Source organism: Thalassovita sp. (assembly GCF_034670005.1).
Taxonomy (GTDB): Bacteria; Pseudomonadota; Alphaproteobacteria; order Rhodobacterales; family Rhodobacteraceae; genus Thalassobius.
On record NZ_JAXMOH010000002.1, the window covers coordinates 65,700 to 81,981 of the forward strand.

A 16,282-nucleotide genomic window follows, 5' to 3' on the forward strand; every position below is an offset into this window, starting at 1 on the left:
GCTCCAGATCAGAAAACAGAACAACTTGAAAAGGCCGCCCCGCAGGGCGGCCATGCTGCGTTCCGTGCGTAAACGCCTTTACGAGCTGTGATCGTAGGCCCGTTCGCCATGAACGCTCAGGTCCAGACCGTTGGTTTCGGTTTCGACATCCACCCGCAGCGGCGTCACCAAGCTGACCAGCTTGGCAAGGATCACCGAAACGACCAGGGTGAACGCCCCGACAATCGCCAGGCTGCCCAGCTGCGCCGCCCAGGTTCCCGCCCCAAAGGCTGCGATCATGATGGTGCCAAAGATGCCGCCAACACCGTGTACAGCAAACACATCCAGCGTGTCGTCGATTTTTACCTTGTTGCGGATGAGATTCACCGCTTCCTGACACAGGATACCAGCGATCGTCCCGATCATCAGCGCCTCCACTGGACCGACAAAGCCGGAGGCCGGGGTTATAGAGGCCAGACCGGCAATGGTGCCGGTAACAAGCCCGACCAATGAAGCTTTGCCGTATTTGATCCGTTCCCACAACGCCCAGCTGAGCGAGGCTGCTGCGGCAGAAAGATGGGTCACGGTCAGAGCCATCGCAGCGCCGCCATCAGCGGCCAGTTGCGACCCGCCGTTGAAGCCGAACCACCCGACCCACAACATTGCTGCCCCGATCATCACGTAACCGGGATTGTGCGGCGGGGTGGTATGATTGCGCCGGGGGCCAAGAAGAAAGGCAATAACCAAAGCTGCAATGCCTGCGGTTTCATGCACAACGATGCCACCGGCGAAATCCTTTACTCCGGTGTCGCCGAAGATGCCGCCGTCAGCCAGAAAACCACCGCCCCAGATCCAATGCGTTACCGGCGCATAGACCAAAAGCATCCACAAAGCCGAAAACAACAGGACAAAGCCAAAGCCGATCCGTTCAACATAAGCGCCAACGATCAGCGCCGGGGTGATGATGGCAAAGGTCATCTGGAAGGCAAAGAACAGCACTTCGGGCAGTGTCCCCGACAGGCTGTTGGCATCAATGCCGTTGAGGAAGGCCTTGCCCAATCCGCCCCAATAGCCGTTGCCGTCGCCAAAGGCGATGGAATAGCCCGCGATGAACCATAAAACACTCATTAAACAAGCGATGGCATAGCAATGCATGAAAACGCTCAGCACGTTGCGCGCACGCACCAGGCCACCGTAAAACAGCGCCAGACCGGGCAGCGTCATGAACAGCACAAGAGCTGTCGCAACGATGATCCATGCGGTATCCGCTCCGTTCATTGATCCTTCCTTCCTTTGTTGGTTGGCGCGGATCAATCGTGGATTTGCCGCAAAAGAAAGCAGCAATCCGTTTTCAGAGCGATTAAAAAACGCTCAATACGCAAAACGATTACAAATTAGGCTGATAAATTGACTATTGACGAAATAATGGTCGTTAGTTGTCTGCCGCATTTAACAGCAGCTTGAGCGATTTTTGAACAGATCGGGCGCGCACTTCTGCCCGTCCAAGCGGGCCGAATTCGACGGTTTCCGTCGCCGTAGCGCGTCCTTTGACCGCGATACCAAAGCAGACGCGGCCTTCGGGTTTGAAGTCTGATCCGCCCGGACCGGCGATACCGGTGACGGCCACGGCGACATTGGATTCGGATCGGGCCAGCGCCCCTTCGGCCATTTCCCGGGCAACCTGTTCCGACACCGCGCCGTGGGCGTCGAGCGTGGCTTGCGACACGCCCAGCATCTGAACCTTTGCAGCATTGGTATAGGTGACAAAGCCGCGATCAACCACGTCGGAAGATCCCGGCACATCGGTCAATGCGGCCATCACCATGCCGCCGGTGCAGCTTTCAGCGGCGGCAATATGTAGTCCGAGGGCCCGATAACGGTCGAGGATGTCGGACGCCGCGCTCATAGCCCCAGCACCCCGTGCGAGATGCCGGCACCGATCATCACCACGATCCCCGCGAAAACTCCGGCGATGACATCGTCCAGCATTACGCCCAAGGCGTCGCCGCGCCGGTCGGCCCATCCGATGGGGCCGGGTTTCCAGATGTCGAACAGGCGGAAGGCAAGGAAAGCGGTGACCCAGCCGGGCCAAAGCGCCAAAACATCCGCCCCGTTCATGTCAGCACCGATCAGCGCCGGGGCTAAGGCAATCCATTGACCGGCGACTTCGTCGATGACGATTTCGCTGGGATCGTGATCGTCCTTGCCCGCGGTATCCTTTGCTGTGGCCCACCAGCCGAGGCCGAAAACCGCGACGGTGGCAATCAGGAACAGCGGCACGCCGCCCAGCAGGTAAAGCGCGTAGGCGGCGGGCAGGGCGGCCAGTGACCCCCAGGTGCCGGGGGCAGGGCGCAGATGGCCGACATAGAAAAAGGTCGCGATCAGATGTGTCATGGTTTCACCAATGTTGCTGTTGCCAACGCGGCGATGCCTTCGCCGCGGCCAGTGAAGCCCAGCCTTTCGCTGGTCGTGGCCTTGACCGATACGCGGTCAGGCGCCAATCCCATGATCCGGGCCATTTCCGCCTGCATCGCGGCGGCGTGCGGCCCGATCTTGGGATATTCGCAAACCAGGGTACAATCGACATTGCCGATGCCAAAGCCCTTCGATGTCGCAAGTTCGACGGCGTGGCGCAGAAAAATCTCGCTCGCCGCGCCTTTCCACTGTGGATCGGAGGGCGGGAAGTGGCGGCCAATGTCGCCTTCGGCCAGGGCACCGTAGATCGCATCGGTCACCGCATGCATGCCGACATCGGCATCGGAATGGCCTTGCAGCCCGCGATCATGCGGCACGGTGACGCCGCACAGCACCACGTGATCGCCATCCCCGAAACGGTGCACGTCATAACCATTGCCCAATCGTATATCCATCTGACCTCGCAGAATGTTTTCGGCCCGGGTGAAATCCTCTGGCCGGGTAATTTTGAGATTAGTTTCTTCGCCTGATACGATGGCAACTTCGATTCCGGCGGCACGGGCGACCTCGACATCATCGGCGGCGGGATCCGAATGGGTGCGGTGCGCTGCCAGCACTGCTGCAAAATGAAACCCCTGCGGCGTCTGTGCCCGATAAAGCCCGTCGCGGTCCCGTATCTCCTGAACCAATCCGTCTGCACCCTGCCAAAGCGCATCGACCACCGGCAGGGCCGGGGCGGCGCCTTGATGGCTGTACAGCGCTTTCAGAACTCGGTCGATAATATCTGAGCTTAGACAGGGGCGGGCGACATCATGAATCAGAACATTCCCGATCACTTCCTCTGTCAGAGCATCCAGTCCATTGCGAACCGAGGCGTCGCGGGTCGCGCCGCCATAGCATATCCGGATCTTGTCATGGTTCACCCAGTCCCCCAATTGGCCCTGATCGTCGGGATGAATGACCAGCATCACCAGATCAATCGCGGCATGGTCCACGAAGGCCTGCAAGGTCCAGTCCGCCACACGGCGTCCGGCCAGTGCGCGCCATTGCTTGGGTTGCCCGCCGCCAGCACGTGTGCCACGGCCAGCAGCAACAATCAGCGCGGCGGTCTTCATCTCGCTTAGGTCCCTTGGAATGAACTTGCTTTCAGCACATCCGTGCATAGGCCCTGTGGGTCCAAAGGGCAATCCGTCCGATTGGTTCGGGTTGCATGCTTAAATATTAGGCATATATGAAGTTGCAGGTATAAAACTGGGCGTGATTTATTGATGCTGCTCCGCCACTGAGGTAGCCAGAGGCAAATGCACAAGGATTAGGCATGTGTCTCTGACGCTCGCTGACAAGACCCTCACACCTTCGGTTTTCTTGGCTCCGCTAGCGGGAATCACCGATTTGCCGTTTCGCGATCTGGTCGCAGATTTCGGCGCTGGTCTGGTGGTCAGCGAAATGGTCGCCAGTCAGGAAATGGTGCAGGCCAAGCCCGGCGTACGGGAACGGGCCGAACTGGGATTTGAAAAGGCCAACACCGCTGTGCAACTGGCCGGACGCGATCCCGAATGGATGGCGTTGGCCGCGCGCATGGTCGAAGACAATGGCGCCCGGATCATCGATATCAACATGGGATGCCCAGCCAAAAAGGTGGTGAACGGCTATTCCGGATCGGCTTTGCTGAAAGACCTCGATCATGCGCTGACCCTGATCGAGGCGGTGGTGGAGGCGGTTGACCTGCCGGTGACGCTGAAAACACGGCTTGGTTGGGACGAAGCGATGATGAATGCCCCGGTGTTGGCCAAACGGGCAGAAGATGCAGGTGTTCGTATGATCACCATCCATGGCCGTACCCGGTGCCAGTTTTACAAGGGACGCGCCGATTGGGCGGCGATCCGGGCGGTAAAAGACGCCGTGTCGATCCCGGTCATCGCGAATGGGGATATCTGTTCGGCCGATGATGCCCGTCGGGCCATGAAACAATCCGGCGCAGATGGGGTGATGATCGGGCGCGGTGCGCAGGGGCGGCCCTGGCTGCTGGCGCAGGTGGCCGCCGAACTGTTTGGCCATACGCCGCCGCAGGTGCCCGAAGGGCAGGATCTGGTGGATATGGTAATCGCCCATTACGAGGCGATGCTGGATTTCTATGGTCTCGATCTGGGTCTGCGCGTCGCACGCAAACATCTGGGCTGGTACATGGATGAAGTCGGAACCGGGCCATCCCGTCGCCGCGCCATCCTGACGCAACGCGATCCCGCGCAGGTGATCGCTGATTTGCCCACAGCATTGTTAGAAGCGGAGCGCGTGGTCGCATGATACAGGATGCCGAAGAAAAAATGATCTGGTCGTCACTTCCAATTCCGGGCGTGATCGTCGATCCCGGGGACAAGATCACTGAGATAAATTCTGCGGCTGAAGGTTTCCTCAACGCATCCTCCAAGACGATTATCGGCGAACCGGTCTGGGACCGGATCATGATTGATGCGCCGCTTGAAGAAGCTTTCGAACGTGCCCGAAGCAGCAATTCCCCGCTTTTCGTCAACGACGTGGATGTCGGCACCGGCAGCCGCGCGCCATTGCATTGCAACCTGCAGATAGCGCCGTTGCAGGGGCGCCCCGGTTATATGATTTTCCTGATTTCACCGCGCGAACTGGCAGGTCGCATGACCCAGAGCCATTCGGTGAAATCGGCTGCCAAATCCGCCATCGGCATGGCCGAAATGTTGGCGCATGAGATCAAGAACCCGCTGGCAGGTATCACCGGTGCGGCGCAGCTGTTGTCAATGAATCTGAGCGCCGAAGACATGGAATTGACCGATCTGATCGTGGCTGAAAGCCGCCGGATCGTAAAGCTGTTGGAACAGGTCGAACAGTTCGGCAATCTGAGTGAGCCGCACCGGGTTCCGGTTAATGTGCATGATGTGCTGGACCGGGCGCGTCGGTCCGCGCTGTTGGGATTCGGGGCGCATATGAAGATCGTAGAGGATTACGATCCGTCGCTGCCCCTGGCGATGGGGGATCCCGATCAACTGCTTCAAGTGGTTCTTAACCTGATTAAGAACGCATCGGAAGCTGCAGATAAGAAAGGTGGAAATATCCGCCTGCACACTTTTTACGAACATTCTTTCCGACTGCGCCGGGCCGATGGAACCGGGCAGTCCCTGCCGCTTCAGATCGAAATCATAGATGACGGTCCCGGCCTGCCCGAAGATATCAAGGGCGATATTTTCGACCCCTTTGTGTCGGGCCGCGAAAACGGCACCGGGTTGGGGCTGGCTTTGGTCAGCAAGATCATATCCGACCATGACGGTTGGATTTCCGTCGAGTCCGTGCCTGGTCGCACGGTGTTTAAAATTTCCCTTCCGATGGCGCCCGATCCCACGCGGCGTAATAAAAAGGAGAGCAGCTAATGGACGGTACAGTTCTGGTCGCAGATGACGACCGCACGATCCGAACGGTTTTGACACAGGCCCTGACCCGGGCGGGGTGCAAAGTACACGCCACGTCGTCGTTGACCACGCTGATGCGATGGATCGGCGAAGGCAAAGGCGATGTGGTGATCTCGGATGTGATGATGCCAGACGGCAATGGGTTGGAAATGCTGCCGAAGATCGCCGAAGATCGCCCCGGCCTTCCAGTCATCGTGATCTCCGCCCAAAACACGATCATGACCGCCATCCAGGCGGCCGAGGCGGAAGCCTATGATTATCTGCCCAAGCCTTTCGATTTGCCTGACCTGATGAAGAGGACGGCCAAGGCGTTGGAGCAGCGCCGGCGTGCTGTGCCCCCATCCCCGGTTGAGCAGGAAAAAGAGCGCCCAGATGATCTGCCTCTGGTCGGGCGTACGGCGGCAATGCAATCGTTGTACCGGTTGGTTGCGCGGGTGATGAATACTGACCTTCCAGTGCTGATCGCCGGAGAATCGGGCACCGGTAAATCACTTATCGCCCGGGCTATCCACGATTTTTCTGATCGACGCACCCTGCCTTTTATCACTGTCACAGCGGCTGATTTGCAGGATATTGAAGGTCCGGCGCGCGTTCTGGCCCGGGTCAAGGGCGGCACCGTTTTGTTCGATGAAATCGGCGATGTCGATGCGGATATTCAGGCGCGTATCGTGCGGATGATGGACAATCCCGGCGATCACGTCCCGCGCTTCATGGCCACTAGTCAGGGCGATCTGTCGGACGCGCTGGACAACGGCAAGATGCGGCAGGATCTTTATTATCGTCTCAGCGGGGCCACTATCCAGGTCCCGTCTTTGCGCGAACGGGTCGAAGATATTCCGCTGCTGGCTGAACATTTTCTGTTGCGTGCAGAACGCGATGGGGCGCCATCACGCAGTCTGTCGCCCGAAGCTCAGGAACTGATGCGCACCTATAGCTGGCCGGGCAACGTGCGACAGTTGGAAAACGCTGTGCGGCGGTTGGTCCTGACCTCGCGGGCCGAAGAAATTACCCGGTCCGAGGTTGAAATGGTGTTGGGCAATCAGCCCGAGATGGAACCGGTACTTGGCGGTGGCGATGCCGAAAAACTGTCGGCCTCGGTCGCGCGTCATCTGCGCCGCTATTTCGACTTGCATGGCAACATGTTGCCGCCACCGGGGCTTCATGCCCGAATCCTGCGTGAAGTCGAACAGCCGCTTATTGAAATCGCGCTGGAAGCGACCGGCGGAAATCAGGCGAAATGCGCAGATCTGCTAGGCATAAATCGAAATACTCTGCGTAAGAAGATCAACGATTTGGATATTCGCGTGACACGCCGACGCAAGTTGATGTAAAACCGCAACATAACGTTGCAAATGGGTGTCAAAGGCGCCTAGGAGCACAAGAATTAGCGGTAAGTCGCGCAAAGCGGCGCATCAGGAAGAGGGCAGCGGGTGGCAACCCGGGCACATAGAAAACGCGGCTGGGCGAAAATCAGCAGATTGCGGCGTCAGCGTCGGGTTCAAACCATGGCCACGATTGGGCTGGTGGTGTTGGGGCCGGTTCTGACGATCGCAACCTTCTTGATTCTGGGACCATTGGATCAGGGGGCGGCCTCGACCAGTCTGCGGATGATTCTGCTGGCCGATTTCGTCTATGTCTTGTTGGTGGCTGCGCTGGTGCTGCAGAGGATCGTGGCTCTTATTTCGGCGCGGCGGGCTAAATCGGCCGGATCGAGGCTTCACCTGCGGTTGACCGGCGTCTTTGCGATTTTGGCGCTGCTTCCGACCGTCACGGTGGCCATATTTGCCGCATTAACCGTCAATATCGGGCTTGAGGGCTGGTTTTCAGACCGGGTTAGGCAGGTGGTTGGTACGTCGCTGGAAGCGGCGCAGGCCTATGAGGGCGAACACCGACGCGATTTGACCGTCGATGTCGAAGCGCTGGCGGCGCATATCAACCAGACCGGAAAAACGACCTTCTTCATTACCGATGCCGATATCCGCCAAGTGCTGACATCTGGGCAAACACAGATTCAGCGCGGCTTGCGTGAAGCGTATGTGATCGACGGGACCGGTGAAATCCGTGCCCGTGGCGACCGGTCCTATCTTTTCGATTTCGAGAAACCGACACCAGAACAGATCGAACTGGCCAGTTCCGAAGGCGTTCAGATCATTGAGGACTGGGCCAATAACGAATTCCGTGCTCTGGTACGGCTCGATGCTTTTGCCGACCGCTTTCTCTATGTCAGCCGCGCCGTTGATGGTGAACTGCTGAGTCTGCTGGACGATACTCAGGAAACCGCGCAATTCTACCAGCAATTGGAAAGCGAACGGGGCAGGGTCCTGTTTGAATTCGGCCTAATCTATCTGGGTTTTGCGGTGATCTTGATCCTTGCGGCGATCTGGCTGGGCCTGTGGTTTGCAGAGCGTTTGTCGCGCCCGGTCGGTCGGTTGACCGGGGCAGCACAACGGGTTGGCGCGGGCGATCTGGATGTGCAGGTGGTCGAGGAGGAGGGCGACGACGAAATCGCCATGCTGGGCCGGTATTTCAACCAGATGACTCGCCAGTTGAAAGGGCAGCGCGATACGCTGCTGAAAACCAACCACCAGATTGAACGCCGACGGCGGCTGTTTGACTCTGTGCTTGGTTCGGTCACTTCGGGCGTGGTTGGGCTGGACGCCGACGGGCGGGTGACCTTCGTCAACCGGTCGGCAGAACGCTTGCTTGATTGGAACGAGGACCAGCAATTGCTGTCGCTTTCCGTTACGGTGCCGGAATTCAGCGCCCTGTTCGAGCGGTTGCAGCAGGGTGGTTTACAAACGGTTCAGGACGAAATCAAAGTGTCCCGGGGCGGACGGTTAGAAAATCTTTTGGTTCGAATGGCCCCCCGGTTCAACGAAGATGGCCAATTGGAAGGCTATGTTGTCGCCTTTGACGATGTCAGCGATCTTGTCGCGGCTCAACGGATGGCCGCGTGGGGCGATGTGGCGCGGCGCATTGCGCATGAGATCAAGAACCCGCTGACCCCGATCCAGCTATCTGCGGAACGTATCAAACGTAAATTTAGCCGCCATCTGGACCCGGTAGAGGCCGAAAGCCTGGAACAACTAACCGAAGTTATTGTGCGTCAGACCAATGATTTACGGCGCATTGTTGATGAGTTTTCGAAATTTGCCCGTATGCCGGAACCCGAACGCCGCCCGGAAAGCCTGACGCAATTGATCCGGGATGCAATCCTGCTTCAGCAATCTGGTCAACCGGATGTCGAAATCATCACTGATCTGATCGAAGATCCATTGCTGGCCGAACTGGATTCGACCATGATACATCAGGCGCTAACGAATTTGTTAAAGAACGCCGGTGAAGCCATTGAAAGTTATGTAAATTCAAAGGATCTGAAAAAATATCACGGGGTCATTCAGGTCAGTAGTGAAATTGAGGGTCACAGCGCCATCTTAAGGATTGCTGATAATGGCATCGGTTTGCCCGAAGACCGGACCCGGCTTTTCGAACCTTATGTGACCACACGGTCGGAAGGCACCGGACTTGGGCTGCCGATTGTGAAAAAGATCATCGAAGAACATGGTGGCACACTCAGCCTTGAGAATGCACCTGTGTTCAATCCCGACGACTCCGATGCCCATATGGGTGCAATGGCCGTGATCCGGATTTCGCTGAGCGAAACCTTGGACAAGGCCGCAGAATAAGCGGAATAACAAGACGCATTTGAGGACGATATGAGTGATATTTTGATCGTGGATGACGAAAAGGACATCCGGGAGCTGATCTCGGATATTCTTCAGGATGAAGGTTTCACGACACGTCTGGCCGGTACCTCCGACGAGGCGATGAGCGAAATCAATAGCGAGCCGCCGTCGCTTCTGATCCTTGATATCTGGTTGAAGGACAGCCAAATGGACGGAATTGATATTCTCAAGACCGTCAAACGAGACAATCCGGATGTCCCCGTGGTGATCATTTCCGGCCACGGCAACATAGAAATCGCGGTCGCGGCGATCAAACAGGGGGCTTACGATTTCATCGAAAAGCCCTTCAATATTGATCAGCTTTTGGTGGTTATCCGGCGGGCTATGGAAACGGCGCGACTGCGGCGGGAAAATCAGATTTTGCGCCGAAACGATTCCCAGAACTCAGAAATGATCGGCAATTCAGCGACGTTCCGGGCGATGATCGGGCAATTGGAAAAGGTGACCAAATCCAACGGCCGGGTGATGCTGTCGGGGCCGTCGGGCGTCGGCAAGGAAGTCGCAGCGCGCTTTATTCACGCGCATTCCAACCGATCCGACGGGCCATTTGTAACGGTGGGCTGCGCCTCTATCGAACCGGAACGGATGGAAGAGGTCCTTTTTGGTCGCGAAACCCCCGAGCGCGGTGTCGAACCGGGACTGCTGGAACAGGCCCATGGCGGCGTGATCTACTTCGACGAAGTGGCAGATATGCCACCCGGATCGCAATCAAAAATCCTGCGCGTTTTGGTAGACCCGCAATTTCAGCGCGTCGGTGGATCTGACAAGGTGCGAGTCGATCTGCGGGTGATTTCATCCACCAGTCGGGATCTTGATTCCGAAATAGCCGCCGGCAGGTTCCGGCAGGAATTGTATCATCGCCTTAATGTGGTGCCGATCGCGGTGCCGTCGTTGGAGGAGCGGCGGGAAGATATTCCGGTTCTGGCCGCGCATTTCATCGAAAGCCTGAACAAATCCCAAGGGTTACCGCAGCGTGTCCTGAGCGAGGATGCCGCCGCGTTGATGCAAACGATGGTGTGGCCGGGCAATGTGCGCCAGCTGCGCAATCTTATCGAACGGGTCTTGATCCTGGGCGAAGGCAGCGGTCCGATCGAGGCCAAGGAATTGCCTGCCAGCGAAGAGAATACCTCCGAAGAAGACCGGGTCGTGCTGACCGGCAGTTTGGCAACCTTGCCGCTGCGCGAAGCGCGCGAGGTGTTCGAGCGTGAATATCTGCTGACTCAGATTAACCGCTTTGGCGGCAATATCAGCCGCACTGCGAATTTCGTCGGGATGGAACGCAGCGCGTTGCACCGCAAACTGAAATCGCTGGGGGTTGTGACAACCAGCAAATCCGGTGCCCGGGTGGCGCGGGTGGAAAAGATGGAAGAAGAGACCGAATAAAAACGGCCCCGCCTTTTTCCAAGGGCGGGGCCTCAATATGAGCCGTGCTAGGCCGGTATCCGAGCTACTTCCTGGGACAGGTGGATATTCCAAGGATCGAATAGATCAGGCAGCTTCCCATCAGTCCTGTGACCAAGGGGATTACCCCGATCCACATCCACACGCCATAGCCCATCAACGCCCCTGCGATCAGAAGCGCACCGATGACAATTCGCAGAACCTTGTCAATGGTACCAATATTCTTTCCAAACATCTCAAAGCTCCAATGATAACTTTCGAAGTCAGGTTAGAGCAAATTGCCAAGGTCGGAATATGATATGGATCAATCGTGACCGCGTTTTTCAAACCGGGGCAACATGGCGCTGAAATCGGTCCCTCGACCGTCTTCGTTTTCAACAAATTGCTCGTACAGCGCTTTGGCAAGTGCGCCCATCGGCGTGTCGGCATCCGCTGATTCCGCCGCCTTTTGCGACAGCCGCAGGTCTTTGAGCATCAACTCTGAGGCAAAGCCAGGTTTGTAGTCGTTGTCTGCCGGCGATTGCGGCCCGACACCGGGGGCAGGGCAATAGGCATTCATCGTCCAGCTATAGCCGGAAGATGTTGAAACCACATCGAACATCTTCTGCCGGTCCAGCCCCAGTTTGTCAGCCAGGGCAAAGGCTTCGCAGGTGGCGATCATGGTGACGCCCAGGATCATGTTATTGCAAATCTTGGCCGCTTGTCCGGCGCCCGAGGCGCCGCAATGCACCGCCTTCTGCCCCATGATGTCAAAGAGCGGCTTGACGGTGTTGAACGCGTCCTCGCTGCCGCCGACCATGAAGGTCAGGGTGCCGGCGGTCGCGCCGCCGACACCGCCTGAAACCGGCGCGTCCAATGCGCCCAGACCTGCCGCCTCGGCCTTTTCGGCCACGGCGCGGGCGCTGTCCACGTCGACGGTAGAGCAATCGCAGAGTACTGCACCGCGTTGCATCGCCGGGATGATTTCTTCTGCGACGGATCGCAGGATTTCGCCGTTTGGCAGCATGGTGATGACAACGTCTGCGCCATCCGCTACGGCTGCGGCGCTGGCGGCTTTACTGACGCCTTCGGGCATGGGCGCGGCAAGGTCGAAGCCGGTTACCTCATGTCCCGCTTTAATCAAATTGGCGGCCATCGGCCCGCCCATATTGCCCAACCCGATGAATCCGATCTTCATGGTCTTTTCCTCCTCCTCGAAACTCAGTGTGTCTTGGCCCAGCGGCATCAGCATTTTCGAAACGGCGATAGCTGGCAGGCTGTCTTGATCATAACGCCATTGCGGATTGCGATCCTTGTCGATGATCTGTGCCCGGATGCCTTCGAGAAAATCGCCATGCTCCATGATCCGGTGCGAGACGCGATATTCCATTTCCAGCGCTTTGCGGATGGTCAGCGACGGGCCGCGCAAACGGTGGATCATCTCAATTGTCACCGCCATCGACAGCGGGGCGTTGCGCATCAGGGTTTTCAGCGTCTTGGCCGCGAAATCACTGTCCGATGCGCGCAGGAGATTCAAAATGTCTTGCAAGGCTTCGCCGCCGAACAGGGCGTCGATATCGTCCTGTTGCGCGGCCAACGGGGTGTCCGGGGCAGGGGATGCCATATCAGGCAATACCTTGATGTCGCCTGTTTCTGCCAGACGGGCGATTAAATCGGGCCAGCGGTCCTGCGGGACGTAATGATCGGCAAATCCCGCATGGATCGCGTCGCCAGGGCCCATCCGCGCGGCTGTCAGGCCCAGATATTCTCCCAACCGGCCCGGCGCGCGGGCCAGCAGGAAACTGCCGCCAACATCGGGCACGAAACCGATGCCGCATTCCGGCATCGAAATCTGCGATGTTTCGCAAACGACACGATGGCTGACATGACCGCCAAGCCCGACGCCGCCGCCCATCGTGAAACCCTGCATAAGGCTGACGATTGGCTTGGGATATTCCGCCAGCTTGGCATTCATCCGGTATTCGTCACGCCAGAATTTGCGACCATAGCTGTAATCGCCCGCGATTCCGGTACGATACATCTCGGCTATGTCGCCGCCCGCACAGAACGCTTTGTCGCCTTCTGCGTCGATCACGATCACTGCGACATCGTCATTTTCCCGCCAAGCGTCCAGCGCCTTTTCGGTCGCCATGCACATGTCATAGCTCAGCGCATTCAGAGCTTTGGGCCGGGTCAGGGTGATATGACCGACCCGGCCTTCGATACGGATGGAAATGTCACTCATGCGCGGTCGCTCAGCAATTGACGCGCCACGATCAGGCGCATGATTTCATTGGTGCCCTCAAGAATTTCATGGACCCGCAGATCGCGGACGATCTTTTCGATGCCGTAATCGGCCAGGTAGCCGTAACCGCCATGCAGTTGCAGGCACTGGTTGGCGACCTTCGACCCGGTTTCGGTGACGAAACGTTTCGCCATAGCGCAGAACTTGGTCGCGTCCGGCGTGCCCTGGTCCAGTTTCCACGCTGCCTGACGCAGGAAGGTGCGGGCGGCTTGCAGCTCGGTCTCCATATCAGCCAAACGGAATTGCAGTGCCTGAAACTGGTCGATGGGTTTGCCGAAGGCTTTGCGTTCACCCATATAGGTCAGGGTCTTGTCCAGTGCCGACTGCGCCGCGCCCAATGAACAGGCAGAAATGTTCAGCCGCCCGCCATCAAGCCCCATCATCGCGTATTTGAAACCCTTGCCTTCCTCGCCGACGAGGTTGTCTGCGGGCACTTTGCAATCGTCGAACTGGACCTGACGGGTGGGTTGGCTTTTCCAACCCATCTTGTCTTCCAGCCCGCCAAAGCTGAGACCGTCATTGCCGTCCTCGACCACTACGGTGGAAATGCCTTTCGGCCCATCGTCGCCGGTGCGACACATCACAACATACGCATCCGAATAGCCGCCGCCCGAGATGAAGGCTTTGGTGCCGTTCAGCACATAACCGTCATTGCTGCGTTCGGCACGGGTTTTCAGGGCGGCCGCGTCGCTGCCCGATCCCGGTTCGGTCAGGCAGTAGGACAAAACCGTGTCCATGCTAATCGCAGGGGTTAGATAGCGGGCTTTCACGTCGTCACTGCCGAAAGCATCGAGCATCTTGGCGCACATGTTATGGATCGACAGGAAGGACGCGACCGACGCGCAGGACATCGACAACGCTTCAAAAATAAGCGTGGCATCCAACCGCGACAACCCCGATCCGCCGCTTTCTTCCGACACATAAATACCGCCCAAACCCAGTGCACCGATCTCGGTCCAAAGGGTTTTGGGGATGGTTCCTTGTCTTTCCCAGTCCTGAGCGAAGGGGGCGATTTTTTCTTCGCCGAACGCTTTCGCCATGTCGAATATGGCGGTCTGTTCCTCGGTCAATGCGAAATCCATTCGTCTCCTCCAAGATGGCGTATTTCGACGTTATTGAACGTATGTTTAATTATGAAATCCTACAGAAGTTTTGCAAACTTCACCAGAGTTTGTCTGAGGCCTACAGACAGTTTCTGAAGACCCCGATATGCGCGGTTTTGTGCAATGCTTTACTACAAGTTGTCACGGTTAGAGATCGGCGTGGAATTCTTCGACCAGATGTTTGACAACGCGTTTCAGGGCATCCTGCGGAGTGTCTTCGGCATGGATGGCGTCCTGATATATCTGTCTTTGCACCTGGGCTGCGGTTCCCCGGGTCAGGATGGATCGGGCATTTTCCACCTCGGCGGTGCAATTCAGCGCGGCGGCATCTTCGGCAACCAGACTTATCAAGTCCTCCACCAGAATATCAAAGGGGACGATTTCATGCGCGCCATAGTCGATCAGACCTGCTTCGGTTCCGTATCGCTGTGCCCGCCAGCGGTTTTCCGAGAGCAGGAAATTGTCATAGATGCGCCAACGCTGGTTTTTCTGTGACAACCGCCACAACATTCGGGTCAGAGACTGGATCAAAGCAGCAAGGGTCAGTGTGGTTTCCAACCGGGGGGAGACATCGCAAATCCGCGATTCGATGGTGGGAAACCGCGATGAGGGGCGCAGATCCCACCAGATTTTCGAAGCGTCCTCAATCAGTCCCATATCAACCAACGCATGGACGGATCGTTCGAAACTGGACCAACTGTCGAATTGCGGCGGCAAGCCGGTGCGCGGCAGGTTGTCGAACACGGTGAGGCGATAGCAGGATAAACCGGTATCTTCGCCCTGCCAGAACGGCGATGAACTGCTGAGCGCCAAAAGGTGTGGCAGGAAATATTTCAACTGATTCATCAGGTCGATACGCTGATCTTCGTAGGCGATACCGACATGGACATGCATACCGCAGATCAACATGCGCCGCACAACACCAGCCAGATCGTCACGCAAATGGTTGTAGCGTTCCTTGTCTGTGTGATGCTGATCGCGCCAATCCGAAAACGGATGGCAAGAGGCCGCGATCGGCGCGAGATTGTAGTCTTTTGCCACCCGCGCCACTGTCGAACGCAGATGTTTCAGGTCTTCGCGCGCTTCGGCCACATCGACGCAAACGCGACTGCCGATTTCCACCTGGCAATCCAGAAATTCCGGGCTGAACTGGCCTTGCAGCTCGGTGCCGCAACGGGCCATCAATTCAGGCGGCGCGGTCGCCAGGTCAAGTGTTTCCAGATCGACAAGAAGATATTCCTCTTCAACACCGATGGTGAAATCCGGTTCGGGGATCGACATATACGGGGCTCCCGTTTGTCTCTGTGACAGGTCGACTAGACCACGGTCGTCTTAGCCGTGCAACTGCTGTAAAATTCTGAATTTGGAATATTTTGATGTGGATCATGGAGTGCCCGTTTGCCGCTGTAGAAGTTCCTTTTGCAACCAAGGAGTTTTTTATGAAAAGAATCACAACGTTATTTTTGACCATGGCGCTGATGACGCTGGCCTTTTTCGGTCCGGTTCAACAGGTCTCTGCCCAAGACGCCAAGCCGGGACTGTTTGTTAACCTGACCACCGATGATACCTGGGCCGCCGCCAAAGCGATCCATTTCGCCCATGCAAAGGCGCTGAAAAACGGGCATGAGCCCGTCGTGATCTGGTTGAATGTGCGTGGCGTTTATCTGGCCGACAAGAAACGACCCAGTAATTTGCCGGGCCTGATGCGTGAGGCCGACAAGTCGATCCAAGACATGTTGAAAGATTTCATTTCTGATGGCGGTCAGGTGATCATGTGTCAGGCCTGTTCGAATGCAGCAGGACTGTCGCTCGATGACTATATCGACGGTGTCACCATGGGCACTTGGCCGGTTGTTGAAAAGTTCTTGTTCGATCCGAACATGAAAACGTTATCCTGGTAATTGCAGGTTCGAAACT

Annotated in this window: 14 protein-coding genes and 1 pseudogene; 6 read left to right on the plus strand and 9 right to left on the minus strand. The window is 57.3% G+C overall.

What is annotated here, in order from left to right; all coding sequences use genetic code 11:
• Positions 1-78: 78 nt before the first annotated feature.
• The 4 genes from VOI23_RS04250 to VOI23_RS04265 form a co-directional block, all read right to left on the minus strand.
• Entirely contained in the window at positions 79-1,257 is a 1,179-nt protein-coding gene (locus VOI23_RS04250) for an ammonium transporter (protein WP_323782062.1), read from the minus strand.
• A gap of 154 nt (positions 1,258-1,411) precedes the next feature.
• Positions 1,412-1,885 (minus strand): CinA family protein, encoded by a 474-nt coding sequence (locus VOI23_RS04255; protein WP_323782064.1) that lies wholly within the window; start codon positions 1,883-1,885, stop codon positions 1,412-1,414.
• Positions 1,882-2,373, minus strand: coding sequence for a phosphatidylglycerophosphatase A (locus tag VOI23_RS04260; RefSeq protein ID WP_323782068.1), 492 nt, complete (start codon positions 2,371-2,373; stop codon positions 1,882-1,884). The genes VOI23_RS04255 and VOI23_RS04260 overlap by 4 nt, the downstream gene beginning before the upstream one ends.
• A complete protein-coding gene (locus tag VOI23_RS04265) occupies positions 2,370-3,509 on the minus strand; it encodes a bifunctional 2-C-methyl-D-erythritol 4-phosphate cytidylyltransferase/2-C-methyl-D-erythritol 2,4-cyclodiphosphate synthase (RefSeq protein WP_323782071.1) in 1,140 nt (379 codons plus the stop codon). The genes VOI23_RS04260 and VOI23_RS04265 overlap by 4 nt, the downstream gene beginning before the upstream one ends.
• A 205-nt stretch (positions 3,510-3,714) precedes the next feature.
• On the opposite strand from VOI23_RS04265, the gene dusB reads away from it, so the two are divergent.
• From dusB to VOI23_RS04290, 5 genes are all read left to right on the plus strand, one after another.
• Positions 3,715-4,698: a tRNA dihydrouridine synthase DusB gene (gene dusB, locus VOI23_RS04270; RefSeq protein ID WP_323782074.1), complete on the plus strand. Its 984-nt coding sequence runs from the start codon at positions 3,715-3,717 to the stop codon at positions 4,696-4,698.
• On the plus strand, positions 4,695-5,792 hold the full coding sequence (locus tag VOI23_RS04275) for a two-component system sensor histidine kinase NtrB (protein ID WP_323782077.1): 1,098 nt from the start codon (positions 4,695-4,697) through the stop codon (positions 5,790-5,792). The genes dusB and VOI23_RS04275 overlap by 4 nt, the downstream gene beginning before the upstream one ends.
• Complete coding sequence (locus VOI23_RS04280; RefSeq protein WP_323782080.1) at positions 5,792-7,162, plus strand: sigma-54 dependent transcriptional regulator; 1,371 nt, start codon at positions 5,792-5,794, stop codon at positions 7,160-7,162. Before VOI23_RS04275 ends, VOI23_RS04280 begins: the two co-directional genes overlap by 1 nt.
• 174 nt (positions 7,163-7,336) lie before the next feature.
• Positions 7,337-9,517: an ATP-binding protein gene (locus VOI23_RS04285; protein WP_416376502.1), complete on the plus strand. Its 2,181-nt coding sequence runs from the start codon at positions 7,337-7,339 to the stop codon at positions 9,515-9,517.
• A 30-nt stretch (positions 9,518-9,547) separates the two neighbouring features.
• Positions 9,548-10,960, plus strand: coding sequence for a sigma-54 dependent transcriptional regulator (locus tag VOI23_RS04290; RefSeq protein ID WP_323782085.1), 1,413 nt, complete (start codon positions 9,548-9,550; stop codon positions 10,958-10,960).
• Between the two features lie 64 nt (positions 10,961-11,024).
• Here the strand turns inward: VOI23_RS04290 and VOI23_RS04295 are convergent, their stop codons facing one another.
• The 5 genes and pseudogenes from VOI23_RS04295 to VOI23_RS04315 form a co-directional block, all read right to left on the minus strand.
• Entirely contained in the window at positions 11,025-11,213 is a 189-nt protein-coding gene (locus tag VOI23_RS04295; protein WP_323782087.1) for a DUF2892 domain-containing protein, read from the minus strand.
• Positions 11,214-11,282: 69 nt separating this feature from the next.
• On the minus strand, positions 11,283-12,155 hold the full coding sequence (gene mmsB, locus VOI23_RS04300) for a 3-hydroxyisobutyrate dehydrogenase (RefSeq protein ID WP_323783681.1): 873 nt from the start codon (positions 12,153-12,155) through the stop codon (positions 11,283-11,285).
• Between the two features lie 96 nt (positions 12,156-12,251).
• Positions 12,252-13,202 (minus strand): annotated as a pseudogene (locus VOI23_RS04305) (enoyl-CoA hydratase/isomerase family protein); the annotation flags it as partial.
• Positions 13,199-14,344, minus strand: coding sequence for an acyl-CoA dehydrogenase family protein (locus tag VOI23_RS04310; RefSeq protein WP_323782090.1), 1,146 nt, complete (start codon positions 14,342-14,344; stop codon positions 13,199-13,201). The gene VOI23_RS04310 and the pseudogene VOI23_RS04305, both read right to left, overlap by 4 nt.
• A gap of 168 nt (positions 14,345-14,512) precedes the next feature.
• Positions 14,513-15,646: a carboxylate-amine ligase gene (locus VOI23_RS04315; RefSeq protein ID WP_323782092.1), complete on the minus strand. Its 1,134-nt coding sequence runs from the start codon at positions 15,644-15,646 to the stop codon at positions 14,513-14,515.
• A 158-nt stretch (positions 15,647-15,804) separates the two neighbouring features.
• Between VOI23_RS04315 and VOI23_RS04320 the strand changes: the two genes are divergently transcribed.
• Positions 15,805-16,266 carry a DsrE family protein gene (locus VOI23_RS04320; RefSeq protein WP_323782094.1) on the plus strand — a complete coding sequence of 154 codons (462 nt, stop codon included), beginning with the start codon at positions 15,805-15,807 and terminating at the stop codon, positions 16,264-16,266.
• The last annotated feature ends 16 nt before the right edge of the window (positions 16,267-16,282 follow it).